The sequence below is a fragment of the Pseudoduganella sp. R-32 genome (genome assembly GCF_049913245.1).
In the GTDB taxonomy this organism is placed as follows: domain Bacteria; phylum Pseudomonadota; class Gammaproteobacteria; order Burkholderiales; family Burkholderiaceae_D; genus Rugamonas.
The window spans coordinates 6,337,020-6,362,391 of sequence record NZ_CP183987.1 but is presented as its reverse complement, the minus strand read 5'-3'; the positions used below and the strand labels follow the sequence as shown (position 1 = coordinate 6,362,391).

31 protein-coding genes are annotated in these 25,372 nt (G+C 59.8%); 11 read left to right on the top strand and 20 right to left on the bottom strand.

Features of this window, described 5'->3' with window-relative positions; genetic code table 11:
* Window positions 1-30 precede the first annotated feature (30 nt).
* The 4 genes from ACN9MU_RS29210 to ACN9MU_RS29195 all read left to right on the top strand — a co-directional run bounded on the left by ACN9MU_RS29210 (window position 31) and on the right by ACN9MU_RS29195 (window position 4,446).
* Window positions 31-948 carry a LysR substrate-binding domain-containing protein gene (locus tag ACN9MU_RS29210; RefSeq protein ID WP_426343831.1) on the top strand — a complete coding sequence of 306 codons (918 nt, stop codon included), beginning with the start codon at window positions 31-33 and terminating at the stop codon, window positions 946-948.
* A 171-nt stretch (window positions 949-1,119) separates the two neighbouring features.
* The gene (locus ACN9MU_RS29205; protein WP_426165336.1) at window positions 1,120-2,493 is read left to right on the top strand and encodes an SGNH/GDSL hydrolase family protein; all 1,374 of its coding nucleotides are present in this window, start codon (window positions 1,120-1,122) and stop codon (window positions 2,491-2,493) included.
* A gap of 21 nt (window positions 2,494-2,514) precedes the next feature.
* Window positions 2,515-3,195, top strand: a complete 681-nt coding sequence (locus tag ACN9MU_RS29200) for an OmpW/AlkL family protein (RefSeq protein ID WP_426165334.1) — start codon at window positions 2,515-2,517, stop codon at window positions 3,193-3,195.
* Between the two features lie 123 nt (window positions 3,196-3,318).
* A complete protein-coding gene (locus ACN9MU_RS29195) occupies window positions 3,319-4,446 on the top strand; it encodes an alpha/beta fold hydrolase (RefSeq protein WP_426165332.1) in 1,128 nt (375 codons plus the stop codon).
* Here the strand turns inward: ACN9MU_RS29195 and ACN9MU_RS29190 are convergent.
* Entirely contained in the window at window positions 4,424-4,894 is a 471-nt protein-coding gene (locus ACN9MU_RS29190; protein WP_426165330.1) for a group II truncated hemoglobin, read from the bottom strand. The genes ACN9MU_RS29195 and ACN9MU_RS29190 overlap by 23 nt on opposite strands.
* A gap of 96 nt (window positions 4,895-4,990) precedes the next feature.
* Between ACN9MU_RS29190 and ACN9MU_RS29185 the strand changes: the two genes are divergently transcribed.
* The 3 genes from ACN9MU_RS29185 to ACN9MU_RS29175 are packed head-to-tail and all read left to right on the top strand — an operon-like array spanning window position 4,991 to window position 7,421.
* Window positions 4,991-6,427: a hypothetical protein gene (locus tag ACN9MU_RS29185; protein ID WP_426165328.1), complete on the top strand. Its 1,437-nt coding sequence runs from the start codon at window positions 4,991-4,993 to the stop codon at window positions 6,425-6,427.
* Window positions 6,427-6,975, top strand: coding sequence for a hypothetical protein (locus ACN9MU_RS29180; RefSeq protein ID WP_426165326.1), 549 nt, complete (start codon window positions 6,427-6,429; stop codon window positions 6,973-6,975). The genes ACN9MU_RS29185 and ACN9MU_RS29180 overlap by 1 nt, the downstream gene beginning before the upstream one ends.
* 11 nt (window positions 6,976-6,986) lie before the next feature.
* Window positions 6,987-7,421 carry a hypothetical protein gene (locus ACN9MU_RS29175; protein ID WP_426165324.1) on the top strand — a complete coding sequence of 145 codons (435 nt, stop codon included), beginning with the start codon at window positions 6,987-6,989 and terminating at the stop codon, window positions 7,419-7,421.
* A gap of 86 nt (window positions 7,422-7,507) precedes the next feature.
* Here the strand turns inward: ACN9MU_RS29175 and ACN9MU_RS29170 are convergent, their stop codons facing one another.
* Together ACN9MU_RS29170 and ACN9MU_RS29165 are read right to left on the bottom strand one after the other, a co-directional pair.
* Window positions 7,508-8,686 (bottom strand): acyl-CoA dehydrogenase, encoded by a 1,179-nt coding sequence (locus ACN9MU_RS29170; RefSeq protein WP_426165322.1) that lies wholly within the window; start codon window positions 8,684-8,686, stop codon window positions 7,508-7,510.
* 36 nt (window positions 8,687-8,722) lie between these two features.
* A complete protein-coding gene (locus ACN9MU_RS29165; RefSeq protein WP_426343830.1) occupies window positions 8,723-9,229 on the bottom strand; it encodes a flavin reductase family protein in 507 nt (168 codons plus the stop codon).
* Between the two features lie 151 nt (window positions 9,230-9,380).
* Between ACN9MU_RS29165 and msrA the strand changes: the two genes are divergently transcribed.
* Window positions 9,381-9,905, top strand: coding sequence for a peptide-methionine (S)-S-oxide reductase MsrA (gene msrA / locus ACN9MU_RS29160; protein WP_426343829.1), 525 nt, complete (start codon window positions 9,381-9,383; stop codon window positions 9,903-9,905).
* Window positions 9,906-9,989: 84 nt separating this feature from the next.
* On the opposite strand, the gene ACN9MU_RS29155 is transcribed toward msrA, so the two are convergent.
* From ACN9MU_RS29155 to ACN9MU_RS29135, 5 genes are read right to left on the bottom strand one after another with little or no spacing between them, the layout of a single operon-like run.
* Entirely contained in the window at window positions 9,990-10,394 is a 405-nt protein-coding gene (locus tag ACN9MU_RS29155; RefSeq protein WP_426165316.1) for a cupin domain-containing protein, read from the bottom strand.
* Between the two features lie 21 nt (window positions 10,395-10,415).
* Window positions 10,416-10,862 carry a hypothetical protein gene (locus ACN9MU_RS29150; protein WP_426165314.1) on the bottom strand — a complete coding sequence of 149 codons (447 nt, stop codon included), beginning with the start codon at window positions 10,860-10,862 and terminating at the stop codon, window positions 10,416-10,418.
* Window positions 10,859-11,290, bottom strand: a complete 432-nt coding sequence (locus tag ACN9MU_RS29145) for an HD domain-containing protein (RefSeq protein ID WP_426319402.1) — start codon at window positions 11,288-11,290, stop codon at window positions 10,859-10,861. The genes ACN9MU_RS29150 and ACN9MU_RS29145 overlap by 4 nt, the downstream gene beginning before the upstream one ends.
* Window positions 11,291-11,304: 14 nt before the next feature.
* On the bottom strand, window positions 11,305-11,628 hold the full coding sequence (locus ACN9MU_RS29140; RefSeq protein WP_426319401.1) for a hypothetical protein: 324 nt from the start codon (window positions 11,626-11,628) through the stop codon (window positions 11,305-11,307).
* A gap of 4 nt (window positions 11,629-11,632) precedes the next feature.
* Window positions 11,633-12,373 (bottom strand): NUDIX hydrolase, encoded by a 741-nt coding sequence (locus tag ACN9MU_RS29135; RefSeq protein WP_426319400.1) that lies wholly within the window; start codon window positions 12,371-12,373, stop codon window positions 11,633-11,635.
* 99 nt (window positions 12,374-12,472) lie between these two features.
* Between ACN9MU_RS29135 and ACN9MU_RS29130 the strand changes: the two genes are divergently transcribed.
* On the top strand, window positions 12,473-13,021 hold the full coding sequence (locus ACN9MU_RS29130) for a prolyl hydroxylase family protein (protein ID WP_426165307.1): 549 nt from the start codon (window positions 12,473-12,475) through the stop codon (window positions 13,019-13,021).
* A gap of 6 nt (window positions 13,022-13,027) precedes the next feature.
* On the opposite strand, the gene ACN9MU_RS29125 is transcribed toward ACN9MU_RS29130, so the two are convergent.
* The 11 genes from ACN9MU_RS29125 to pdxH all read right to left on the bottom strand — a co-directional run bounded on the left by ACN9MU_RS29125 (window position 13,028) and on the right by pdxH (window position 23,320).
* Window positions 13,028-13,672 carry a hypothetical protein gene (locus ACN9MU_RS29125; RefSeq protein WP_426343828.1) on the bottom strand — a complete coding sequence of 215 codons (645 nt, stop codon included), beginning with the start codon at window positions 13,670-13,672 and terminating at the stop codon, window positions 13,028-13,030.
* Between the two features lie 23 nt (window positions 13,673-13,695).
* Window positions 13,696-14,256, bottom strand: coding sequence for an exonuclease (locus ACN9MU_RS29120; protein WP_426172326.1), 561 nt, complete (start codon window positions 14,254-14,256; stop codon window positions 13,696-13,698).
* On the bottom strand, window positions 14,231-14,602 hold the full coding sequence (locus ACN9MU_RS29115; RefSeq protein ID WP_426343827.1) for a hypothetical protein: 372 nt from the start codon (window positions 14,600-14,602) through the stop codon (window positions 14,231-14,233). Before ACN9MU_RS29115 ends, ACN9MU_RS29120 begins: the two co-directional genes overlap by 26 nt.
* A gap of 108 nt (window positions 14,603-14,710) precedes the next feature.
* Window positions 14,711-15,016, bottom strand: a complete 306-nt coding sequence (locus ACN9MU_RS29110) for a hypothetical protein (protein ID WP_426319397.1) — start codon at window positions 15,014-15,016, stop codon at window positions 14,711-14,713.
* Window positions 15,017-15,161: 145 nt separating this feature from the next.
* Window positions 15,162-15,680 carry a hypothetical protein gene (locus ACN9MU_RS29105; RefSeq protein WP_426343826.1) on the bottom strand — a complete coding sequence of 173 codons (519 nt, stop codon included), beginning with the start codon at window positions 15,678-15,680 and terminating at the stop codon, window positions 15,162-15,164.
* Window positions 15,681-15,836: 156 nt separating this feature from the next.
* The gene (gene katG, locus ACN9MU_RS29100) at window positions 15,837-18,053 is read right to left on the bottom strand and encodes a catalase/peroxidase HPI (RefSeq protein ID WP_426343825.1); all 2,217 of its coding nucleotides are present in this window, start codon (window positions 18,051-18,053) and stop codon (window positions 15,837-15,839) included.
* A gap of 97 nt (window positions 18,054-18,150) precedes the next feature.
* On the bottom strand, window positions 18,151-18,681 hold the full coding sequence (locus tag ACN9MU_RS29095) for a GNAT family N-acetyltransferase (protein WP_426165295.1): 531 nt from the start codon (window positions 18,679-18,681) through the stop codon (window positions 18,151-18,153).
* Window positions 18,678-19,517, bottom strand: coding sequence for an ADP-ribosylglycohydrolase family protein (locus ACN9MU_RS29090; protein ID WP_426165293.1), 840 nt, complete (start codon window positions 19,515-19,517; stop codon window positions 18,678-18,680). The genes ACN9MU_RS29095 and ACN9MU_RS29090 overlap by 4 nt, the downstream gene beginning before the upstream one ends.
* A gap of 511 nt (window positions 19,518-20,028) precedes the next feature.
* Window positions 20,029-20,544: a DUF4303 domain-containing protein gene (locus ACN9MU_RS29085; protein ID WP_426319392.1), complete on the bottom strand. Its 516-nt coding sequence runs from the start codon at window positions 20,542-20,544 to the stop codon at window positions 20,029-20,031.
* Window positions 20,545-20,896: 352 nt separating this feature from the next.
* Window positions 20,897-22,105, bottom strand: a complete 1,209-nt coding sequence (locus tag ACN9MU_RS29080) for a class I SAM-dependent methyltransferase (RefSeq protein ID WP_426343824.1) — start codon at window positions 22,103-22,105, stop codon at window positions 20,897-20,899.
* A gap of 30 nt (window positions 22,106-22,135) precedes the next feature.
* Complete coding sequence (gene pdxH / locus ACN9MU_RS29075) at window positions 22,136-23,320, bottom strand: pyridoxamine 5'-phosphate oxidase (RefSeq protein WP_426319390.1); 1,185 nt, start codon at window positions 23,318-23,320, stop codon at window positions 22,136-22,138.
* Window positions 23,321-23,383: 63 nt separating this feature from the next.
* Here pdxH and tcdA point away from each other — a divergent pair, with 63 nt between their 5' ends.
* Window positions 23,384-24,277, top strand: a complete 894-nt coding sequence (tcdA, locus tag ACN9MU_RS29070; protein ID WP_426165285.1) for a tRNA cyclic N6-threonylcarbamoyladenosine(37) synthase TcdA — start codon at window positions 23,384-23,386, stop codon at window positions 24,275-24,277.
* A 21-nt stretch (window positions 24,278-24,298) separates the two neighbouring features.
* On the opposite strand, the gene thpR is transcribed toward tcdA, so the two are convergent.
* Entirely contained in the window at window positions 24,299-24,790 is a 492-nt protein-coding gene (gene thpR / locus ACN9MU_RS29065; RefSeq protein WP_426343823.1) for an RNA 2',3'-cyclic phosphodiesterase, read from the bottom strand.
* Between the two features lie 51 nt (window positions 24,791-24,841).
* Between thpR and ACN9MU_RS29060 the strand changes: the two genes are divergently transcribed.
* Window positions 24,842-25,372: an FKBP-type peptidyl-prolyl cis-trans isomerase gene (locus ACN9MU_RS29060; protein ID WP_426339893.1), complete on the top strand. Its 531-nt coding sequence runs from the start codon at window positions 24,842-24,844 to the stop codon at window positions 25,370-25,372.

Genomic DNA, 25,372 nt, shown 5'->3' with positions numbered 1-25,372 from the left:
TTCTTGATTACATGATTAAGGTCAGCCTTAATGCTCTCCACTGACGACCTGAGTTTTTTCTGCGCCGTGGCCAGCCAGCCTTCGCTGTCGGCCACGGCGCGCCTGCTGGATGTGACGCCGTCTTCCGTCACCCAGCGTCTGCAAGCTATCGAAGACAAACTGCGGCTCAAGCTGGCCGACCGGCAGGGGCGGGGGATTGCGCTGACCGAGCAGGGGCAGCTGCTGGCCGAACGGGCGCAAACGATCCTGGCCGAGATGGACTCCTTGCAGCGCGCTCTGCACGAACAGCGCAATGAGCTGGCGGGGCGTCTGCGCGTGCTGGCGCCGATGGGCTTCGGCAGCGCGCACATCGCCCCGCTGGCGGCACGCTTCCGGGCGCAGCATCCGGCGCTGGCCTTCGAGCTGGAATTGTCGGACCGGCCGAACCTGCGCCTGCACGAGGGCTGGGACGTGGTGATCCACATCGGCGCGATGCGCGACTCCAGCCTGCGCCAGCAAGTGCTGGCGCGCAACCGGCGCTACCTGTGCGCGGCGCCGTCCTACCTCGCCCGGCACGGCAGCCCGCGCAGCCTGGAACAACTGGCCGGCCATGCCTGCCTGGCCTTGCGCGAGAATGAGGAAGACGCCACGCGCTGGAAGCTGATGCCGCCCGGCGCCAGCCAGTTCCGTACCTTGCGCATCGAACCCACGCTAGCTTGCAACGACGGCCGCGTCGTCAAGCAATGGGCGCTCGACGGCCACGGCATCATGCTGCGCTCGGAATGGGACGTTGCGGGTGAGCTGCGCAGCGGCGCCCTGTGCCGCGTATTGCCCGACCATGCATTGCCGGAGGCCGACATTGTCGCCCTGCTGCCGGCCAGCGTCCGCCAGCGCCCCCAGCGCACGCGCCTTTTCGTTGATTTCCTGAAGCAGCAATTCGCCCGTCCTGCCTGGCTGGAAGAACAGTGACTTGCAATGCTGATGCGTGGCTGCTACAGTCGCGCCCCTTGGTTGTGCACGGCTGTTGTTTTTACAAATTTCTACTTGTAACAAGCAAGTCCAAGCTGGCATATTAGTTCGGCAGCGAATAGCACGCGCGTTCGCAAAGCACATAAAAAAATCATCCCCTCTGGAGACACAATGCGTCATTTCAAACTTGCCATGACGGTCATGGCAGCGGCAGTTATTGCCGGTTGCGGCGGCAGCGACCCACGCCCAGGCGACCAAAGCCCTAAACTCAAATATTCTGCCCAGGTTTCTTTCGGCGACAGCCTGTCGGACGTGGGCACCTATAAGGTCGGCACCGTGCAAGCCATCGGCGGCGGCACCTTCACCATCAACGGTGACAACACCAAATCCAATCCGGCGCTGACCGGCAAGAACTGGACCGAGCTGATGGCCGCGCAAGTCGGCCTGCCTGCACCGTGCCCGGCCGTGACCGGCCTCGATGGCGATGCGGCCAAGGGCTTCAGCGTACCAGTGCAAGCCAAGGCAGGCTGCTATGGCTATGCGCAGGGCGGCGCTCGTGTGACCAATCCTGTCGGCCCCGGCAACAAACTGACCGGCAGCCCGCTCGGTGCGCTGACCGTGCCGATCGTCACCCAGGTCAAGAACCACCTGGCTGCCGTGGGCGGCAAATTCAAGGGCGATGAAATCGTCTACGTCATGGGCGGCAACAACGACGTGCTGATCGGCCTTGAACAACTGTCGGCTGGCGCTACCGCCGCCGGTACTGCAGCAGGCAACACCGTCTTTGCGACCAGCCTGGCCACCCAGCTGGCAGCCGGCGCCACCGATCCAGCCACTGCAGTGCAATCCATCTCGCTGGCCATCGCCACCGAAGCCGCACGCGCCGGCAGCACCAGCGCCAGCATCGTGCAGGCCGCTGTAACTGCCGCCTACTCGGCTGGCAATACTGCCGCCGTCTCGGCAAGCGTTTACGGCCCAATGGTCGTCAAGGCACAGGCTGATGCGACTGCCGCAGGCGCCAAGGCCGGTGCCGACTACGCCGCCGCGCAAGCGCCGATCCTGGTGCAGAACATCGCCAAGGCGGGCGCTGAACTGGTGGCACTGGTCAAGACCCAGATCGTGGCCAACGGCGCCAACTTCGTGGTGGTGAACAATATGCCGGACATCGCCAACACCCCGTCCGGCCTGGCGCAATCGGCCAGCACCCGTGCCCTGATCGACAGCATGGTCAAGGCCTTCAACGACACCTTGTCGGCCGGCCTGTCGGGCGACGCCAAGATCCTGCTGGTGGATACGTTCAGCGTCAGCCACGACCAGGCAACCAATCCGGCGCCGTATGGCCTGACCAACGTCACCGACACCGCCTGCGACCTGACGCCTGCCAAGAACCCGCTGGGCAATTCGCTGGGCTGCAACGCCAGCAACCTGAAGGCCGGCGACGTCAGCCACTATTCCTACGCCGACACCGTGCACCCGACCCCGTTCCTGCACCTGCTGCTGGCACGCTATGTTTCGGAAAAAATGGTAGCCAAGGGCTGGCTGTAATCAAAGGATAATGGAGACACAATGACACAACGCATCAACACCGCTGTAAAGCTGCTGGCCGTGATGGCCGCGCTGGGCGCAGCATCGGGCGCATCGGCGCAATCCAAGGGTGAATGGCTGGCAAAGGTCGGCGTCAACCGCATTTCGCCGGACGTCACTTCCGGCGACGTCACCGCACCTTCCAAGCCAGGCATCAAGGCCGAGGTGGGTTCCGACACCAAGCCGATCTTCAGCGTCGGCTACATGATCACCGATAACGTGAGCACTGAGCTGATGCTGGGCGTGCCGTACAAGCACACCCTGTACGGCGCCGGCTCGATCGAAGGCACCGGCAAGCTTGGTACCGCCGAAGCGCTGCCGCCGACCATCTTCCTGCAGTACCGCATGTTCGAGCCGAATGCGACGGTGCGTCCTTACGTTGGCCTTGGCTACACCTACGCCTACTTCCGCAAGGAGACTGGCTCCGCCCAGCTGACCGCCGTGCTGAACACCGGTGGCGAGCCTGCCACCTACTCGCTGGATGCAAAACACGCGGGCAGCCTGGTGCTCGGCGCCACCGCCAAGCTGGGCGAGCGTTATTACGCCGACGTGAACGTGGTCAAGACCAAGCTCAAGACCACCGCCCACTTCTCCACCGGGCAAACGCTGGACATCAAGCTGGACCCGCTGGCAGTCAGCCTGTCGGTTGGCTACCGCTTCTAAGCCCGGCATCCCCCCAAGCCGCCGCAAGGCGGCTTTTTTTTCGTCCCTGCGGCAAGCGGGGACGCAAAAATTGCACTATTATCATCGCGCATTTCGCAAATCCATTTGTCGAAAGGAACCCGCATGAAAACAGTCTGGCTGGGCTTTGCTGCCCTGTGTCTCAGTACAGCCGCCGTGGCGCAGAGTTGCGCCGAATCGCCGCCCTGCTTGCGCGCCCGCGCCGCCGTGGAAGACCTGACCCGCATTGTCGCGCCGGAAGGCGTGCAGGAAACCTACAAGACCCAAATCGGCGGCATCGACCAGTGGATCAATGTGCGCGGCCAGGACAAAGCCAACCCGATGATCCTGTTCGTGCACGGTGGTCCGGCGTCTCCCGCCATGCCGACGACCTGGCAATGGCAGCGCCCCATCGAGGAGTATTTCACCGTCGCGCACTACGACCAGCGTGCCGTCGGCAAGACCCTGCGTGCCAACGACAAGGATGCGGTGGCCGGCACCTTGCGCATCGACCGCTTCGTCGACGATGCGATCGAAGTGGCGGAGCACCTGCGCGCCAAGTACAAGAAGGACAAGCTGATCATCGTCGGCCATAGCTGGGGCACCGTGGTTTCCACGCGCGCCGTGCTGAAGCGGCCGGACCTGTTCCATGCCTACGTCGGCATCGGCCAGATCGCCAACATGCGCGAGAACGAACGGATCAGCTATGACTTCGGTATCGAGCAGGCCAGAAAGCACAACAACGCCGAAGCGCTGAAGGAAATGGAATCCATCGCGCCGTATCCCGGCAACGAGCCGATTACGCGCGAGCGCATCATCATTGCCCGCAAGTGGCCGCAGTATTACGGTGGCTTGAGCGCATACAAGAGCGATTCGGTGTATTACTTCCGTGCGCCGATGCTGTCGCCCGAGTACGACCAGGCCGATTGGGAGGCGATCGGCGAAGGCAGCCAGATGACGCTCGGCACCGTGCTGAAAGAGTGGACGGAGGTGGATTTTTCCACCATCAGGAAGTTCCCGATTCCGGTGGTGATGTTCCTCGGCCGGCATGACTACACCACGCCGACCGAGCCGGTGGTGAAATGGATGGCGCAGCTCAAGGCGCCGTACAAGCAAAGCGTCTGGTTCGAACATTCAGCCCACATGATGCCGTGGGAAGAACCGGGCAAGACGCTGGCCAGCCTGCTCACTTACGTGCGCCCGCTGGCGCTGAAGGAGGGCAAGCGCAGTACTAAGGGTTATACGGTCCCTTGACTTCGCCCCAGCCCCACTTCGGCATCGGCTGGTCGGCATCGACCGTCGCACCGGGCTGGGAGTTGATGACGGCCAGCCGCGATCCCCATTCCAGGTAGCCCACCAGGGCCGAGCGGAATTCAGGATCATCCGGCATCGACAGTTCATCGGCGGTCTCCAGCAGCAGCGCCACCCAGCGGCGGCGCTGTTCCTGCGATAAGTGGCGGTTGAGGTGTTGCCGGATCATGTGTGCGTGGCCGCCATGTGCTTCGGAATATGCTGTGGGGCCGCCCATCACTTCGCCGAGGAAGGCCGCGACGTGTGCGGGATGATGGTCGCCCATATGGGTAAAGACTGGGCCGAGTAGTGCATCGGCCTTGACGTGCTGGTAGAAACGAGTGGTCAAGCGGTTCAGCGCTTCGGTGCCGCCAACCCAATCGTACAAAGTTGGAACATGATCCTGGGGCATGGTGTCGGTCCTTTAGAGGAGGAGAGTAGCTTGCAATTTCGAACGATATGTTTTGCCGCATTGCTGCCGGCATTTTTCAGCCTCACCGGTTGTGCAGTGTATAGCGAAACTCGGCACAAGCAGGGCGAGGCCGTCAAGGAAGCCTGGAAGTCGGTCGACATCGGCGGCCAGCTTGGCGCCGCGCGTAAGGGGGAGGCAGCGCTGTTGGCCGAACAGCTCAGGACAGAAGAGGCGCTGCAGAAAGCGAGGCGCGATGCCCTGATTCGCTCCATGGTTTTTGAAGGCACTGTGGCAGCGCAATTGAAGGACCCGATCGAGAAGCAGTTGGTGGCGCTGGCCGGTTCGCCGCAAGTTGCTGTCGCCTGGACCGCCGCCCTGAAGAAGGAGGCGAGGGCCAAGAGCAACCTGCATGACGCTGAAATCGAATTCACGCGTGCAGGTGTCGAGATGCCTGCTTGCGGTGTTCTGACGAAGCAGTCGTTTGACGATTGGGCGCAGTCCCATGCTGGCGCGCCGGCATACTTGCGCGCAGCCTGGATGAGTGCCGTTGATGAATGCTCCGGTATCGGGATGACTGCCGGCTCCAGTTTCGAGTTCAGGGCTGGTGCATTGGCGATGACGCAGAAGTCGATTGCCGATGCCCGCGCTGCAATCGGCGGTGCAAAGGCAGCGAGCCTCGAGGCGCGTAACCAGGTTTCCCGGCTATCAAAGGAATATAGCGGTGAGCTGGAAAAGCTCGCTGCCGATCCTTCGCGCGCACAGGACAAATTGAAGTCCATCGCCAGGGAGCTTGGTGAAGCGCTGGCAAAGATCGAGAAGCTGCCGGACCCGGTCTCGCGCCAGTTCGTGTCGGAGCAAAAGGTGAAAGCGCTTGATACGGCTCTGGCTTCGTTGGCGGGAAACGTCGATGGCAAGGGCGAGAGCAGTGCGACCGGTGCTGCCTTGGCCAGCCTTGCTGAATGGTTCGACCAGTCGCGCGTGGCGCTTGCGGATACGAAAAAGCCGCGCCTGGCTGCTGCGCTCTTGCTGCGCAACCTCGAGCAGGCCAAAGCCGATGCCGCCGCCAAGGACGCCCAACTACAGGCAATGGAGTTGCAGTTGCTCGAGTCGAAAATGAACTGGCAACTCGAGCAGCTTCGCTCTCTGAGCTACGGTCATCAAGCCTTGCAGGCAGTGAGCGCAGAGATGGCCGCGATGCAGGTTCGGGCTGCGTTGGCGCCGGTCGAAACGGCGAAAGCCACTTCCGGGAAGGCCTTTGAAGACAAGACCAAGGTCTGGAAGAGTGCGGCCTCCTACCTCGATGCCAACGGGCGCCTGGCGGCGGAAGTGAACAAGACCGATATCCAGCGCAATGCGCTCGACCATGAGCGCGCCATCGCTTACGCGGAAGGGAACATCGCTCAGTGGAACGTGCTGATTTCGTCGACCGTCAACCAGCTCGCGGAATATGGGGATGCGGGTGTGCGCAAGGAAGACATTACAAGCCTGGTGAACTCGATTGCATTGCTGTTCATCGCGAAAGGAGTTCAGTAATGCGTATCCTCTTGATGACTGTAGCGCTGGCGCTGTGCGGATGTTCAACGCCAAAGCCGGCGATGGAGCAGGCACACCACGGCGTCGGCCTGATTGCCCAACTTGAATCCTCGTTGAGCGAATTCCGGCGTGTGGAGAAAAATTCCCTGGATGCCCGCGCCGAGTCCCTGCTCGCCCAGCGCAAGGCAATCGCCTTCATCGATCGCGAAAAGCAGCGCGACTTGCAGGCGCGTGTTGCGGCGGGCGACAAGCTGTCGGCAACGCTGATCGACAACCTGGTTGCAAATACTGAAGGGCTGGCCTTGATCCAGGCCGAATACTCGGATACCAACGCCAGGAACGAAGCAGCAGTTGCGGCCCTGTTGACGCCAATTCCAAACAGCCGCAGCGCTACCGGCACTGCCCAGGCAAGGCTGGCGGAAATGGGTGAGGAACTCGGCTGGGATATCCGGCGCAGCGAACTGCAGGCTTTCATCAAGGCTGTAAAGGACAGCATTGAAGACGGCAAAAAGAAAATTGAAGAAGCAGAAAAGAAAGCCAATGACTAATGGAGGCGAAGATGGCGTCACTCACCGAACAATACATGCTGGACTACTTCGACTCCCTGCGGCGGCTCAAAGCAAAGCAGAATGAATTCGAAGACGCTGCCTCCGACCCTGGCAGCACGGATGGCGCCCGTGCCGCAGCCGCGGCAGCCTATCTCGACATGGCCAATATGATTGCGCGCTTGCGCGAAGCGCATGAAGCGTTCATGCATCGCTTTGGCCCGGTGTCGACTGAATCGCCGACGCAGAAGATCGTGGATGAATCGAGCCGCCTGCACAAGGAGCTCGGCGAGATCATCGCCAAGGCGCAGGGACAAGTCGCGCTGATGCACGCGCTATCAGATTTCGTCGATCGTTGGCAGAAGCTGTCGACGGACGGCAAGAAGGGTGCTGCGAAAGGAAAAGCCACCGCAGCGGCCAATCTCAATTTCCTCACGCAGCCGGTCTAAGCATCAATAAAATGCCCCGCTCGCGGCGGGGCTGGCAGGAAACATTTGTCCACTCGGTTCCTGACCCCGGGTGGACATTTCTTGCTTTATTGGAAGGCCTGGATGCCAGTCATCGCGCGGCCGAGGATCAGGGCGTGGATGTCGTGCGTGCCTTCGTAGGTGTTGACCACTTCCAGGTTCACCATATGGCGGATGATGCCGAATTCATCGGAGATGCCATTACCGCCCAGCATATCGCGCGCTACGCGAGCGATGTCCAGCGACTTGCCGCAGGAGTTGCGCTTCATGATGGAGGTGATTTCGACGGCGGCAGTACCTTCGTCCTTCATGCGGCCCAGGCGCAGGCAGCCTTGCAGGCCGAGGGTGATTTCGGTCTGCATGTCGGCCAGCTTCTTCTGCACTAGCTGGTTCGCCGCCAGTGGACGGCCGAACTGCTTGCGGTCCAGCGTGTACTGGCGGGCGGTATGCCAGCAGGCTTCCGCCGCGCCCAGCGCGCCCCAGGCGATGCCGTAGCGGGCCGAATTCAGGCAGGTGAACGGGCCTTTCAGGCCGCGTACGTCCGGGAAGGCGTTTTCTTCAGGGCAGAACACTTCGTCCATCACGATTTCGCCGGTGATCGAAGCGCGCAGGCCGAACTTGCCGTGGATCGCAGGAGCCGACAGGCCTTTCATGCCTTTTTCCAGCACGAAGCCGCGGATCGCGCCTTCATCGTCCTTCGCCCACACCACGAATACGTCGGCTACCGGCGAGTTGGTGATCCACATCTTGGAGCCGGTCAGCGAGTAGCCGCCTGGCACCTTCTTGGCGCGGGTGATCATCGAGCCTGGATCGGAACCGTGGTTTGGCTCGGTCAGGCCGAAGCAGCCGATCCATTCGCCGGTGGCCAGCTTTGGCAGGTATTTCTGTTTCTGGGCTTCGGTGCCGAATTCATAGATCGGCACCATCACCAGCGAGGACTGCACCGACATCATCGAGCGGTAGCCGGAATCGACACGTTCCACTTCGCGCGCGATCAGGCCGTAAGCCACGTAGTTCAGGCCAGGGCCGCCGTATTGCTCAGGGATGGTCGGGCCCAGCAGGCCCAGTTCGCCCATTTCGCGGAAGATGGAAGTGTCCATCTGCTCGTGGCGGAAGGCTTCCAGGATGCGCGGCGCCAGCTTGTCCTGGCAGTAAGCCGCGGCGGCGTCGCGCACCATGCGCTCGTCGTCGGTCAGCTGGTCGTTCAGCAGCAGGGGATCGTCCCAGTGGAATGCGGCTTTGCTCATTATGCTTCCTGTCTCTCTTTGTTTAAAAAAAATCAATCATTTCAACAGGTCGCGGAACTTCCCGCCGTGGAAAACCAGCGGTGCGTTCCCGGCAAACTCGCAATGCTCAACCTCGCCCACGAAAATCACGTGGTCGCCCTCCGGGTAGCGGCTACGGTTGTGGCATTCAAACCACGCCGTGGCGCCCTTCAGGACCGGCTGGCCGGTGCGCGACAGCTCGAATTCGACCGTGCCGAACGGGTCTTCCGTACGGGTCGAAAACAGCTTGGCCAAATGGGCCTGGTCGGCGCTCAGCACATTGATCACATAGTGCGAGTTACCGCTGAATATGGGCAGGCTGTTGGCGCCGGTGCCCAGGCTCCACAGCACCAACGGCGGGTCGAGCGAGACGGAATTGAAGGAGCTGGCCGTCAAGCCACGGAAACTGCCATCAGCGAGCCGCGTGGTAATCACGGTCACACCCGTGGCAAATTGCGACAGTGCCTGGCGAAAATGCACACTGTCGAATTCGCGCGAGGTGGCGCGTGGGGAGCTGGTATTCATGCGGGACCTGTTTGTTTCAAAGAGATTATGCCAAAGAACGATAGTCTAACCTTTGGCGAAAGCGACGGGGATTTTAGCTAAGGCGGCACTTTTTGAGCAGTGCGCGCCGATTTGCGCTACAGTAATACTTCCGGTACGTGAGGAGGGCGATATGGCTGAAGTAGCAATCCTGGGCGGTGGATGTTTCTGGTGCACCGAGGCGGTGTACCTGGAGGCGAAAGGTGTCACCAAGGTCGAATCGGGATACATGGGCGGCGCGCAGCCGAATCCCACGTATGAACAGGTGTGTACCGGTGAAACCGGCCACGCCGAAGTGGTGCGGCTGGAATTCGACCCGGCCCAAGTCAGCTACCGCGACCTGCTGGTCATCTTCTTTACCATTCACGACCCGACTACCCTGAATCGCCAGGGCAATGACGTTGGTACCCAGTACCGCTCCGTGATCTTCTACGAAACTCCTGAGCAGGAAGCCACTGCGCGGCAGGTGATCGCCGAGATGGCCCATGTCTGGGACGCGCCGATCGTCACCGAACTGGCGCCGTCCGTGCTGTTCTACAAGGCCGAGGACTACCACCAGAACTACTTCGCCCAGCATCCGCTGCAAGGCTATTGTGCCTTCGTGGTGGCGCCCAAGGTGGCCAAGTTCCGTAAGATGTACGCCGAGAAGCTCAAGTAGCCAGCCGGCGTCCGCCCGGCACCGTCAGGCTCGCAGCGATTTCACTCGGCGCATATCTCGGGCTGAACTATGCTATGGCCATCATCAAACCCTTGGACGGTGGCTTGTACCCTCGCCGGGAGTAATGAACAGGACCTTGGCCTGGCGCGCGATGTTCGCCGTGTGCCAGGTGCCGCGTGGGACGATGAGGAATTGACCGGGCTGGTCTAACTCAACCTTGCGTTCGCCGCCATCCACTTCCAGCACGAATTGGATGGCGCCAGAAATCAGGGCGACAACTTCTTCGCCGGCCGGGTGCTGCTCCCAGCTTGCCCAGTCCTCGCTGAAGTCATAAGTCGATACCAGCCGCCCCGGCCCGAGGTGGGCGAATGCGCCCGAAGTCAGGTCTTGCCAGAACGATTCGTTGACTTCAAGTGGCACCGAAGTTCCATCAGGGCCAAGGTGCAGGTAAGTTTCGACGGTATTGAATGGTCCAACAGCAGTCTTCATGGCGGAAACTCCTTCAGCAAATCACATTCCCGAGATCGCCCCGCAATAGAGGGCAGTCCTGCAAACAATGAACTGCGCGATACAGAAACCTGCGGAACATGCGGCGAAGGTCGCGGCAAAAGCGCTGGCAGGCTTCAAGCCACGGCGCCGCGCGAGCACTGCAACAGCGACTGCCGCCAGCGCAAGGCCGGGCAGTGAGAACAAATGGCCGAGTCCAAGCAATCCCTCTGGTCGCGGCAGCGAGGCTTGCCATGCCCAGTAGCCGAGGAGGGTCACAGTCAAGGCAGTCGTAGCGCCCAAAGTAGACAAAGGAGGTGCTTTGCCAATCTGGATCAGGCCGATCACGCCGCCCCAGGCCAGCAGGTAATACCATGGACCCAGATAGGCTGGATCACCGAAGATGAAAACTGCCGTGAGCAGTACTGCTCCGAGGCCAAGGGCAAGTGCGATGTCCAGCGTGCGTGTCAATTTGAATCCGAATTCAGTAAGAGGGCGCGAACCTGTTTGTATTCCTCAACCCGCGCGAAGTCTTTCTCGGTCGGGTTGGCGATGCGGCTCAGGTCCATGTTTTCCGCATTGTCGGCGAGCTTGACGACGCGTGCAATCGGATTCAATGCTGCGCGTGCCGCGGCCTGCATCCTGGTTTCGCCGGGGCGCTTGGTAAGCGCCTCAATGGCTTCGACTACTTCAACTGGAAGGCCGGCCTCTGTCAACTGCGCCAATGTAACCGGCGTGTCTTCCACCACGTCATGCAGCACCGCTGCCATGCGCTCGTCATTGGTAGAGACGCGAAGCATTACCCGCAGTGGATGCAGGATGTAGGGCTGGCCGGCCTTGTCGGCCTGGCCGGCATGGGCTGCAGCTGCAATTTCGATGGCTCGCTCAAGGGTAGACATTGCGGCTCCTACTGCTATCTGAGGATGAAAAGGATGACGAGTCCCAACGTCAGAATGAACGGCGACACGAACAGCCAAAGTTCAAGCTTCCGCAGCGTCGACCTGGGCGATTCCTGGCGCCGGAACGATGCGATGTTGAGCACAGCACCCAGAATAACTGCCACGACGAGTGCGCACATCAGCGCCATCGCCTCGCCCAGGCCTTGTCCGACGCAAGACATGCTTGGACAGGCTTGTCCCCTGGGACGAAAATTGTCCCAAACAAGCGCGGCGATTACAAGGAAGATCGGGACATATGAGAGTGGGCGCAGATAGCGTACCACGCGAGGCTTCAACATAGGCTCAACCTCCAGCGCTCATTACGCGATTGAAGTAGACCGTTGGATGGCCGGCGCGAAGGCGGTACAACTGGGCCGGCCGGTTGCTGCCGTGGCGCTGCTTGCCTGGAATCTCTTCGAGGAAATCGCCCTCCTTGATCCGCTTGCGGAATGCGCTCTTCTCCACCGCGCGCCCCAGGATGGTTTCGTACACGCGCTGCAGGTCCGACAAGGTGAATTCGGGCGCCAGCAAATGCACGGGGATCGACGTGTACTCGACCTTGTTGCGCACGCGCTGCAGGGCCACGTCGAGGATCGTTGCGTGGTCGAACGCCAGCGCATCTTTCGCCGTCAAGCCATCCACCGGATGCCAACTGGCCGCGTCGCTGCCGGAACCATGGTGCAGCTCCACGCCGTCCGATCCGATCAAGGCGAAGTAGGCGAAGGTCGCGGACCAGCCGCGCGGATCGCGCGTAGCGCTGCCGAAGCCTTGCAGTTGTTCGAGGTAGGGCGCCTCGACGCCCGTCTTCTCGCGTAGCTTGCGCAGCGCCGTGGCATCAAGGTCGGCGTCGCGGTGAACGTCGATGAAGCCGCCAGGCAGCGCCCAGCGTCCCTTGTGCGGGTGTTCGCCTCGGCGTACCAGCAGGACGTGCAGCGCATTTTCTCGAATCGTGAGAATGACCAGGTCGACGCTGGTCAGCGGCACGTCGAAGTCATGAATATTGTACTTCCGCAGAAATTCCTGCTCAGTCTCGCGGTTGCTCATTGATGTCCTCGCTCATAGGCGGCCATTTTAATCCCCTTAGTGTCAAAAGAAAATAACTTAGTGTATTATTTGCACTAACAAAGAAAATAAGGCGACATCATGAAAGCAGAACAACTGGGTCTTGGCGTCTTCACGGTAAATCAATTCCTCGATGAAGCCGAATGTCAGCACTACATCGCAATGGGCGAGCAGATGGGCTACCAGCCCTCTGAAGTCAATCTCCCTATGGGATCGGTTCGGCGCACGGACATTCGCAACAACGACCGGGTGATCTTCGACGATCCATGCCTGGCCGAGTTGCTATTCACGCGTGCCGCGCCGTTGCTCCCAGCGACCATGGGTGAGTGGCGCCTGAGCGGCCTGAACGAACGTTTTCGTTTTTATCGGTACGGACGCGGTGAGTACTTCAAATGGCACAAGGATGGCTCGTTCGAGAAGTCGCCGGACGAGGTGAGCCTGCTCACGTTCCTGATCTACCTGAATGCCGGCTTCGAAGGCGGCGACACCCAGTTCAGGTGGGAGACCGTACGCCCGCAGGAAGGCATGCTGCTGGTCTTCCCGCACAATCAGTCACACCAAGGAGCAGAGATCAGCGCGGGCACCAAATACGTGTTGAGGTCTGACGTCATGTATGAAAGGACCAGCTAAATCGTCTTAGCCTTCATGCTGCTTGCGAAGAGCCTCGAGGAGTTGAGCCGACTCCTCCTGGCTTCCCAGCACCAGTGTGCGCACAAGGTCCTTTGGTCGAGGTACTGCTTCGAGCGGGATCCGTAAGCCCGCATAACTCGCGGCATCGGCAAGGGCATTGCGAATTGTGGCGCCACTGATCGCGCCATGGGATTGTTTGATTACCTCTGTGACAAAGCAGGTGTAGCTCTCGTCTTCGCTAACGTTTTGCTCCTGGTTCAGTTTGCCTTCACGATCTACGCGCAGGACTGTATGGGCCTGCATTCCATCCATGATGACGGTACGCGAGGGGCGTTCCTGCTTGTCGGCCAATTTCAACAAGGACAACAAACGAACGAACTGCTGCTCGGTGATGGCCCCGGCCTCCTGTTCCACCTGCGTCAACTGTGGCAGGGGCCAATCCTGAAGCCAGATTTGGGACAGCGCTGCGACCACGGAGACCGACACGTTTCCTGCCTTGCTCAGCACAGAAATGCAGACCTCTCGGTGGAAGGATGGCTTTAATAGGACGCGAACGCACTCATCGGATTCAGCAAGTTGCCAATCGTTCGCAAAGCCGCCCAGCCCAAGCGCGCGGCAGATATTTTCGGATGTGTAGTTAGCGGAAAGCATGAGCTTTTGTAAGCCGCCGTGCACTATCGTGATTGGCGCAGGTTGGACTTCAACATATTACAGAACAGCGCTCCTTGCTCAATTGCGTCGTCCAATGCCACGTGTGTGTGCGGCAGCTTGTCAAACCATTCCTTTGGCATGTTGCGTTTTGTGCTCTCGCGATATCCGGTCTTGAGGACCGCCATCGCATAAGTCTTCATGTCCAGGGCCGAATGGCTGAAAGGACTTTCGCCGACGAAACGCATGAGGTACCAGTAGACAAAGAGAAAATCGAAGCCTGCCGGATATGCCACGAATACCGGCTTGCCCTTGAGCCCTTTAATCCACTCCACGTAGGCGAGCATTGCAGTCATTGGAGGCTGCAGGTCCTTTCTGCAGGCCGCCCATGCGTCCGGCTGCGTTGCCCACCATTTTGCGGTTTCTGGGTGTGGCGCCGCGCCCTCCAATGTCTCAAGGTTGGCGGAGAAGGTCGATACGAGTTTCTTATCCGCAGTGTATGCAGCGGATCCGAAGCTGAGCATCGAGTGGGGGCCAGGAATCGGTCCGTCGGTTTCGACGTCAGTACTGATGTAAATTTCGTTCATTGCCATTGGCAGGGACTTCCTGCGGAATGTGAGTGCGTTGTGCTTTTTGTGCTGCGAAGAACTTTCGAACTGAAGGCGAGAGGCATACAACATACAGCGAGAAACTATGCGAGGCAAGCAGTGCCCACAAGACCCATGACTGCAGCGAAGCCGCTGCAACGGCGCCGTAGATTGTCGCGACAAGAAGCAGCACGCCGGTAACCACGCGCGCCCTCACGAAGCCCCTGTAAAGATAGGACAGCAAGACAAGCGTTAGCGTTAAGCGGATCGAAACAGGTAACGCGCGCTGAACGTTGCCGTGAAAAAGCTGGCCAAGCAGCAGCACGATGTCGAGGCCGTTCAACATTAGAAATATCGTCAGCAGCAACAACTGCCCTCGCTTTACTTCTCTCAAGTCGGGCTTTCCAGTGGTGGCACGGCGATTGTGCGTGCCTCGTCGTTTGGTCTGCAGGGGTCAAGCACGGTAGAGTCGCAGGAACTTGAACATCTTTGGCCATTCAGAGCGCGGCTTGAAAACGATGGCGACTTCCTGGTTGCCAAGGGCAGATTCGGTGAGGACAACGTGGTCCGGAACGAGCTTGGCGTTCTCGAACTCCTTTGGATTGGCTTTGCAGACGGCCTTGAAGAACGGACCAGAAAGCCACTCCTTCACTTCGGGAGAGTCTTGAAACTTCAGATAGCCCGCGAGTGATGCGTGCGCAACTGCCACCATGGCAAAGCCAAGCGGAATGTCGTCTCGAACAAGAATATACATCTTCATGTTGATCTTTCAGATAACGCGTTGCTCATCACGGCTTCAGCGCGCAGTAGGCATCGAGATTGGCTGAGGGCTCCGTCCCGTGTTGAAGTTCAATTGCGCGGTACATTCCGCTAGAGCCGAAGCCTATCCAGCGCTTGCTCAAGGATCAAAGTCTCGCTTCAATAGCAGCTGCGAAGGCTTCAACGGTTGGCGAAGGTCCATCGCCAAAGTTCTTGTGGCCTTCATTATCCCATTCGCAGAAGACGGTCCTGGTCGAGTCGTCCAGGTTCACGCCGTGCTCAAGGGTGAAATAGCGGAAGCCTCCTTTGCTTTCCGACGCCTCGTCTTTGGGGAAGTCGGTGAGGACAACTGCAACCATGTGGGCCTCTGCCGCCGCTATTGGAGCCGGCATCTTCAGCAGAACGGTTGGCGAATCCTGAATCCGGAAGGTGCTTACTGCCAACTGACGCGCGTCGAAGTCGGTGATTGGCCTGCCAACCTGCTTCGCAGTCATTTCCCACAGCCATCCGACGAAATGTTCCTGCTCGGGCGAAGCGACCAAAGCAAAAAAGCGCAACGGATCTTGTGAGCAAACTTCTCTCACCAGGATGTGGGCAAAGACGTAGTGATGCTCCCTGGGTTCGGCGGGAGTGGCTTTGGGTTTCTTGTTGCGGTTCCAGAACATTGATTCACGCTCAAATTAACTTTTTTGCAAATGGTAGCATGCCGCTTATGCACTGGTCACCTCGGCGTTTCCGGCGTGCTGTTCGGCAGGCCAGTAAGCAGGCGGAGGATGCCTGCGGGGAGCTCTGTTCAATCACTCCCCACAGGGCTGCGGTCTTTAATCGAAGCGGTCCAGGTTCATGACCTTGTTCCAGGCGGCCACGAAGTCCCTGACGAATTTTTCACGACTATCGTTTGCAGCATAGACTTCGGCCACAGCGCGCAGTTCCGAATTCGAACCGAACACCAGGTCCACCGGTGTCGCCTTCCATTTCAGTTCACCGCTACTGCGGTCGCGGCCCTCGTACAGGCCGTCCACGCCGGGCGCCTTGTTCCATTTGGTGTCCATGGCCAGCAGGTTGACGAAGAAGTCGTTGTTCAGGGTACCCGGCTTGCTGGTCAGCACTCCATTGGCCGAGTGGCCATAGTTTGCATCGAGGGCGCGCAGGCCGCCTATCAGCACCGTCATTTCAGGCACCGTCAGGTTGAGCAGGTTGGCTTTTTCTACCAGTGCTTCTGCGGGCGACAGCTTGCTCTCGCTGTCATAGTAGTTGCGGAAGCCATCGGCTTTCGGCTCCAGCACGGCGAAGGATTTGACATCGGTCTGCGCCTGGGTCACGTCGGCGCGGCCCGGCTTGAACGGGACTTGCACGGCATGGCCGCCCGCTTTCGCTGCCTTCTCGATTGCCGCATTGCCACCGAGGACAATCAGGTCGGCCAGCGAGACTTTCTTGCCGCCTTTCTGGGCCTTGTTGAAATCGGCCTGGATGGTTTCAAGCTTGGCCAGCACCTTGGCCAGTTGCTCAGGTTCGTTCACCGCCCAATCCTTCTGCGGCGCGAGACGGATGCGGGCGCTGTTGATGCCGCCCCGCTTGTCGCTGCCGCGGTAGCTGGCAGCGGCGGCCCACGCCGTCTTGACCAGATCCTGCGTGCTCAGGCCGGACGACAGGATTTTCTCCTTCAGCTGTGCCGCATCCTGGCTGCCGATGGCGGCATAGCTTGGCGCGGGAATCGGGTCTTGCCACAGGAAAGCCTGCTTCGGTACGTCGGCGCCAATGTAGCGGGCGCTTGGGCCCATGTCGCGGTGGGTCAGCTTGAACCATGCCCGGGCGAAGGCGTCGGCAAACAGCTTCGGATCTTGCTGGAAGCGTTTGGCGATCTTGCGGAACTCGGGGTCTTCCTTCAGCGACAAGTCGGTGGTGAACATGATCGGGGCGTGGCGCTTGCCGGCGATGTGTGCATCCGGCGTCAGGTTCGCTGCATCCGGCGTGCTTGGCACCCACTGCGTGGCGCCGGCGGGGCTCTTGCTTTGCACCCAGTCGAAGGCAAACAGGTTGTCCAGGTATTGCGTGGTGAATGCAATAGGGTTCGAGGTCCAGGAGCCTTCCAGTCCGCTGGTCACCGAATCCTCGGCATTACCCTTGCCGCATTTGTTCTGCCAGCCTAACCCTTGCTGCTCCAGCGCGGCGCCAGCAGGATCTGCGCCCACGCATTCTTCGGGCTTGTGCGCGCCATGCGCCTTGCCGAAGGTGTGGCCGCCGGCGATCAGGGCGACGATCTCCTCGTCGTCCATGGCCATGCGGCCGAAAGCCTGGCGAATATCGGCTGCGGCGGCGATCGGATCAGGCTTGCCTTCGGGGCCTTCAGGATTCACGTAGATCAGGCCCATCTGGGTGGCGGCCAGCGCGCCTTTCAGCTCACGCTTGCCGCTGAAGCGGTCGGCGCCCAGCCATTTGTTTTCGGCGCCCCAGAATACCTTGTCGGCTTCCCAGGCATCGGTGCGCCCACCGGCAAAACCGATGGTCTTGAAGCCCATGTTTTCCATCGCCACATTGCCGGCCAGGACCATCAGGTCGGCCCAGGAAATCTTGCGGCCGTATTTCTGTTTGACTGGCCACAGCAAGCGGCGCGCCTTGTCCAGGCTGACGTTGTCGGGCCAGCTATTCAGCGGTTCGAAGCGCTGCTGGCCGCTGGCCGCACCGCCGCGGCCATCGCCTACGCGATAGGTGCCGGCGCTGTGCCATGCCATGCGGATGAAGAATGGACCGTAGTTGCCGTAGTCTGCCGGCCACCAGGGCTGGGAATTGGTCAGGGCTGCGTTGATGTCTTTTTTGACTGCCTTCAGGTCGAGGCTCTGGAATTCTTTGGCGTAGTTGAAGTTTGCGCCGTAGGGATTGGATTCGGGGGAATGCTGGCGTAGCGGTTGGAGGTCCAGTTTCTCGGGCCACCAGTTCTGCCCGCCGGCTACCTTGTCGGCGGCGTAGGCGAGCTGCGGTTCGAAGAGTGGAAGAAGGCCTGCCAGCATGGCCAGCACGGCGAGTTTGCGATTGCTCATCACGGTTTCTCCTTGTTGTTGTCAGGGAAACCTTAGGCTAAAGCAAGAGTATTGATTGATCTAATTGATTGTTTACATGAAACCGATAGTGTAAACGCTATAGCGCGAGCCACATGTGAACTTTTGCCCGAAATCCCATCGCGGTTCGTATTGCCATCGGCTCGATCCCGAAGCTGCGGAAGCCTGCTGCCTCATAGAGGGCGATGGCGGGGGCGTTGCCCTCGGTGGCGGTCAGCGTCACGACTGCCACGCCAGGCCGCTGCCTGGCCTGGTTGAGCGCGATATCCACCAATTGGCGGCCGAGGCCCTTGCCGCGCCATACCTTTTCCACGTACATGCCAATCAAGTGAGCCTTGTGGCGGGTCTTCGGCCGGACTGAGAATTCCACAGCCACCACGCCGATCAGTTGTGCATCGTTGAACGCGCCAAAAGCAATGATGTCCTGGCCGGGGCCGCCGATGCGCTGCTCCCACCAGGACAAGGGCAAGCCAGCGCGTTCTTCCGGCGTAGCCGTGAAAGCATCCGGCTCTTGCTCATAGCCGTGCAACACAAGCGCGCGATATTGCGCCGCATGTTCGGCGCTTAAGGCTTGGACGTGTGGCGATATGTGGTGAGCGGTGGAGTTCATCGCGAGAAATGGGCAGCCAAAGTCGTATCCAGCTGTGCCAAAAAATTTGAACCATACTTCCCGGATTCCAAGCCAAGTCGCAATTGCGATGGAACATCAGGCGTATATTCCTCAGTCAGCGATGCCAACCCCATGGCAATGGCTGCCACGCTATCGACGTCGCCACCAAAATTCACGCAGTCGCGCATCAAGTCGGACATGCGCCTGTTCCTGAGCAATGCGGTACTCATAGCATGCACTGTCTGGATGGCGTCGCATTCGACGTTGCCGGCCCAATCTGTTCTCAACTCGAACCCAGTATCGGTTCGGATCATGCGTGGCAAGTCCTCGAGGGTGGCGCGTCCATGCACCAGATGATGCGCCATCAATGCCACAACTTGTGATGACAGAATACCGTCTGGCGTATCGTGAGTGACCACAGCTTGTTCGCGAGCTGTCGCCAATAGCAGATGCTTGTCTGGGATAAGCCCCAATGGGACCGAACGCATTGCAGCGCCATTGCGGGCACTATTTGGATGGATCTTTTTCCGCAATTCGATGCCGCTGCCACAGTCGTCCAGCAAGCTTTGCAGGCCTTTGGCGTAACCCATTCTGGGATCGCGCTTATAACAGCGAACAAACGCGTCGGCGAAAGCATCGCTGGTCCAGTCAGTGGATGCCAGCAGGACTTCCGCAACTGCCATGCTCATTTGCGTATCGTCGGTATAACGGCCAGGCGCCATCCCGCACTCGTGGGACACATAGGAAGCCAGATTATTGTGGCGCTCAATCTTCTCGCGGCTGCAGAATTCGAAACCTGCGCCATAGGCGTCACCAAAGGCAATTTCCAACAACACGATCACTCTCCCGAAACAAGGCCTTATGCTGCGATTTGGCGGAAAATTCTAGCACGCTGTCATGGCAATGGAATGTTGAGGCTGTGATCGGAAGGTTGCGGCGTGACGCCAAGGATCTTCAGTTGGGCCGGGTGGGGCGGGCACTTGCGTCACATCGGTTTCATTAGACGGACCAGCTTCCCTTGGTAGGCAGCTTCCGAAATTACCTTACTGATTTGCGGTCCCGCAGCTTGGCCCAACACCTCAATTTCGTTGAGATTTTCATCCACCACTACGGCGCGTATTTCACTGGTAAGCCGAGCGGACAACGCGAGCCAACTAGTCACTGGCCCACCATCACCGCAATTCAAACAACGAGTGAAATAGCTGCCACCTTGCACGAATGCTCCAAACTGGTTCGAGCGACAGCGGGGGCAAATGTAAGGAGTATCCATAAGTGATTGCGTATCTCGCTAGTAACTGGCAGCCGAAGCGCGCAGCGTGGAGGCAGGGCGTCGGCTTGAATGCATTGTTAAGTTGACCCCATGGGCGACCCAATTGCTCTCGCATACTCGCTAATGATTTTGGATCTATTGAGTAACTTTGCTGCCCGCATCTCAAGAGCCTGAAGGTGTTCGCTTGGATCGGTGCTGCCCACAACCAGTAGTGTTTCCTCATCAAATATTCCTGCGTCCCGACAGTCCTTCAGGGCCAGTACCAATGCATTGAATCTTTGATCTCTAGCGGAAGACCAAGCGGCATGTTCGATGGATGTTTGATTGGATAGGGTAGCCAAGCGTGAACTTATGGGAGAGAAAAGATCATCGTGCGCGGAATCAGGCCACTCGACAAAGATGAAACCAATGTCAGGGTAGGACAGCTCATTTTCCCGAACCCAGTCGACGGTACACGCGACATGGTAAAGAGTTCTTACATCGTCATCGGTCGCAAGTGCGAATCCAAATAGCGGGCCATCTGTCTTTAGCGTCGCGGCTGATCGACGAACTGCCAACGCTACCGACTTGCGAAGTTCTTCTTGGATGTCCATAAAGTTTAGTGCCGGCTTAACGCGTTAATGCAGGCGCGCCGTAGGCGTCGAAGTGAATCCCGCATAAAGTCGCGGTGCTTGCTCGGATCTGGTTTTTCTTTCCAGTGCCTTGCCATGGGCGCGTACAGATAAACCTAACAACGTGCATAAGACGTCATACTGGCATGTTCAAAATTACAATCATGACGTCTAATAGCGTAAGACGCAACTTCTTGTGCCGGTACACTTGTGAAAATGCTGCGATTAGTTTGCACAAACGGCGGTAGTTTATCGCGGAAAGGCCAAAGAGCAGGAATTGAACGAGTTACAGGGGAACCTGGCCAGCCAACCGAGTGCAACCGGCCAGCCGGGATCAGTGGTCGTCGTAGATGTAACGCCGCGACCAGGGAAACGAAGAAGGATGCCGCCCCGCCTTGCCGCACACGATCTGGTAAAGACTGATCCAGTCCTGGTCGAAGGCATAGGCGCAGCCGGCGAGGTAGACGTGCCAGATGCGGAAGCGCTTGTCGCCCGCCAGTTCGCGCACCTTCTCCTCGTGTTCTTCAAAGTTCTCGGTCCAGATGGCGCAGGTGCGGGCGTAGTGGCGACGCAGGTTTTCCACGTCGTAGGCCTCGAGCTGGCCTTGCTGCATGGCTTTCAGCACTTGGCCGATGTGGGCCAACTCGCCGTGCGGGAAGACATACTTCTCGATGAACTCGCCTCCGCCATACGGTGTCTCGCCGTTATCCGGATCGGTCGACGTAATCCCGTGGTTCATTACCAGCCCATCGTCGGCCAGCAGCCTGTTGATAATCCCGAAGTACTCCACAAGGTGTTTGATGCCCACGTGCTCGAACATGCCGACGCTGGTGATGCGGTCGAAGCTGCCTTGCACGTCGCGATAGTCCTGCAAGCGAATCTCGACCAGGTCCGACAGCCCGGCGGCGCGCACACGCTCCTGCGCCAGCGCATGCTGGTTTTCGCTCAGCGTGATGCCGGTGCAGCGCGCGCCGTACTTCTGGGCGGCGCGGATCACCAGTGCGCCCCAGCCGCATCCGATATCGAGCAGCGTCTGTCCCGGCTGCAGGCGGATCTTGGCCAGGATATGGTCGATCTTCTTGATCTGCGCGGTAGCCAGGTCCTCGTCGCCATTTTCGAAGTAGGCGCAGGAATACACCATGTTCGGATCGAGGAACTGCTGGTAGAACTCGTTGGAGACGTCGTAGTGGTAGCGGATCGCTTCCGCATCGCCCTTGCGGTTGTGGTGGAAGCTGCGCGCGATGCGAGCCAGGCTGCTGCTGTCATTCAGCGAGCTGCGGGCGAGGGCGTTGACCACCTTGATCATGTCGACGGCGCGTCCGGTCACTTCGATGGCGCCTTCGACATAGGCGGTGCCCAGGCTGGAGAGCGAGGGCTTGAGCAGGTAGCGCGCCGCGGCTGGGCTGGGGACGCGGATCGTCACGCGCGGCGCTTCTTGCGAGAAGTCGAAGCTGCGGCCATTCCACAGCTCGATCCTCAGGGGCAGGGCGACTTGCGGGGCAATGCTGCTGATCCAGCTGTTGATGCGGTTTTGTACAAACATGCGCCTGCCCCTTCCCTGTGAAAGGACGGATCAGGGCTGGATGCGTTCCTTTTTCCAGCTACCGTCCTGCAAGTCATAGACTATCCTGTCGTGGAAGCGCGAGGCGCGCCCTTGCCAGAACTCGACGCGGTCCGGGACCAGGCGGTAACCGCCCCAGTGCTCGGGCCGATGCGGCTGCCCGCCGCTGGCCGCCTCGACGGCGGCATAACTCTCTTCCATTGCTTCGCGGCTGGCGATCGGCCGGCTCTGCTGGGAAGCAATGGCCCCCAGCTGGCTCTTCACCGGGCGGCTGTAAAAGTACTTGTCGCTCTCTTCGGCGGAGGTTTTCTCGACCCGGCCTTCGATCCTGACCTGGCGTTCAAGCTCGGGCCAGAAGAACAGGATTGCCGCGTGCGGATTCTCCGCGAGCTGCTGGCCTTTCTGGCTCTGGTAATTGGTGTACCAGGTGAAGCCGCGCTCATCGTATTGCTTGATCAGCACGATGCGCGAACTCGGGCGGCCATTCTTGCCGACCGTGGCCACGCTCATGGCGTTGGGCTCGTTCACCTGCGCCTTCATGGCTTCATTGAACCACTTGGCAAACTGCGCAATCGGGTCGGCCAGGGTGTCGGCTTCCGACAGGCTGGCGCGGCCATAATCCATGCGCAGGTCCGCCAGGGCGATTCCGCCGGCGATGGCCGCCGGCAGGATGCCGCGGCGCTGCTGCATGGCCTCGCCCAGGATGGTCATCTGGGCGGGACTGAGTATCCGTTTGGCCATGGGCGCGATGTGCGCCTCTTCGGTTTCCATATGCGAGGTATAGGCTTGCACGAAGCGTTCTACGTCGGCGGCATTCAAGGCTGCGCTGGAACCGTTGGCAATCTTATCAAGTTGCGAATCGAGTATAGCCCAGTCCTGGTCCATCTGCTTGTGCTGAGCGAGGATCTGCGGGCCCAGCTCGGCCAGCAGGGCCGAATCGTCGCCTTGCGCCGCCGCCGTCAACAGGGGAAAGAGGTCGTTTTCCTCGTCGGCGTGGTGCAGGTGGGCAGCCTTGTTGAAGTACTTTTGCACGGCCTGGGCGGCCTGCTGGGCGGCGGCATCGGCGCCGTGCTGCGGCAGGTGGCTCAGCAGGTTTTGCAAGGTTTGCAATTGCTTGCGGATCTTGTCGTGGCAGTGTTTCAGGACAGCGATCGGCTGCTCATAGCCGGGGGCGGTATCGATCAAGGAGTTACTCATGGTGCAGGTCTGGTGAACTTGGCAAGAGAAAACATTGTAGCCCGGGTCCGGTAAAATGACGGGATGAATTCCCCGCAAATAGTTGATCCAGTTCTGGAAGATATCGATTTTGACCGCCGTTTTGGCGGCATCGCCCGCTTGTATGGCGAAAAAGCGCTCGCACGTTTCCGTGGCGCACATGTCTGCGTCATTGGCGTGGGCGGCGTGGGCTCGTGGATTGTGGAGGCGCTGGCGCGCTCTGCCATTGGCAAGCTGACCCTGATTGACCTCGACAATGTGGCCGAGTCGAATATCAATCGCCAGATCCAGGCCTTGTCCGGTACGATCGGGATGGCCAAGATCACCGCGCTGGCGGAGCGCATTGCCCAGATCAATCCATTCTGCGAAGTGGTGCAGGTGGAGGATTTCATCACGCCGGATAACCTGGATGAGATGGTGGGGGCGCAGCAATTCGACTATGTCGTGGATGCAATTGATTCGGCCAAATCGAAAACGGCGCTGATTCACTATTGCCGCAGCAAGCAGATTCCGCTGATCGTGATTGGCAGTGCGGGAGGACAGACCGATCCGACCCGGATCGAGGTGCGCGATTTGTCCAAGACTGAGCAGGAGCCCTTGCTGAAGAAGGTGCGGCGGCGTTTGCGCAGCCAGTACAACTATCCGCCGAATTCCAAGAACAAGCTGGGGGTCGATGCGGTGTTTTCGATGGAGCCTTTGAAGTTTCCTGAGACGGGGGAGGCTTGCACTGTCGATGGCGATGAGAAGGCGGCGAAGCCGGGACTGACGGGCATTAATTGCGCTGGCTTTGGCTCGGCGATGGTTGTGACCGCGACGTTTGGGATGGTGGCGGCGGGGCATTTGCTGCGCAAGTTGGCTGAGCAGGCTGAAACCGGTAAACCGGTGTCTGACCCGCAGGGTCAGACACCTGACTCGCGGCCGCAGCAGCCCGGTGTCTGACCCTGCGGGTCAGACATCGGTTTACCGGTTTTGGGCGAACGGCAAATACCGCCCATCCGGCATCGACTCCACCAGCGCCAGTCCCCGCACATCCCACGCCACCGGCACCCCGCTGAAATCCGCAGGAGCCTCCTTCGCCTCGCGCGCCAGCGTGATATGCGGCTTGAATTCCCCATGCGTCGCGGCGCTGAACCCCGCCGCCTCCAGCCGCGCCATCAGTTCCCCCTGTGCGGCCAGCAGCCCGGCAGGCACAGCACTCATCCCCGCCCAGGCAATTTGCGGCCGCTTGAAGTAGCCATAACAATCAACGGTCAACTGCAACGGCGGCACATGCGTTGCATGCAGGATGTCGAGCAAGACAGGCAAGGCTTCCGCCGGCTGCTGGCCAAGAAATGCCATGGTCAGGTGCAGTTTTTCGGGCGGAATCAGCCTCCCGTGCACCGGCTGTTGCAGGCGCAGCAAAGCCTGGCGAACATCCTCGTCCGGCCAGAGCGCAAAAAACAATTTGTGCACAGCTTGTTTTGCTATCATGGCAGCCGCTTTAAAACCACTTAACGAATATACATGAAACGCACTTCGATCCTGTTCGCATTCCTGTGCGCCGCCGGCCTGGCGCAGGCACAGCAGCCTACCCAAGAACCTGCCCCGGCGCAGCCAGCCGCGACGGCCGCACCAGCGGCGCAAGCCGAAGCCGCGGCGTCGGCCCAGCCAGGACCGGTCGTGCCGGGTTCGGCCCAGCCGGGTCCAGCCGCAGAGCAACTGATCGTCACCGATCACAAGATCGGCAAGGGCGCCGAAGCCAATGTCGGCAACACCGTTTTCATGCACTACACCGGCTGGCTGTATCGTCCGCTGGCCAAGAACCAGCGCGGCCGCCAGTTCGACAGCTCGATCCCGCGCGGCGAGCCGCTGGACTTCAAGCTGGGCACCGGCAAAGTGATCAAGGGCTGGGACCAGGGCATCGTCGGCATGAAGGTGGGCGGCAAGCGCACCCTGATCATCCCGGCGGAACTGGCTTATGGCTCGCGCTCCATGCCGGGCATTCCTGCCAACTCGGCCCTGATCTTCGACGTCGAGCTGGTGGACGTCAAATAA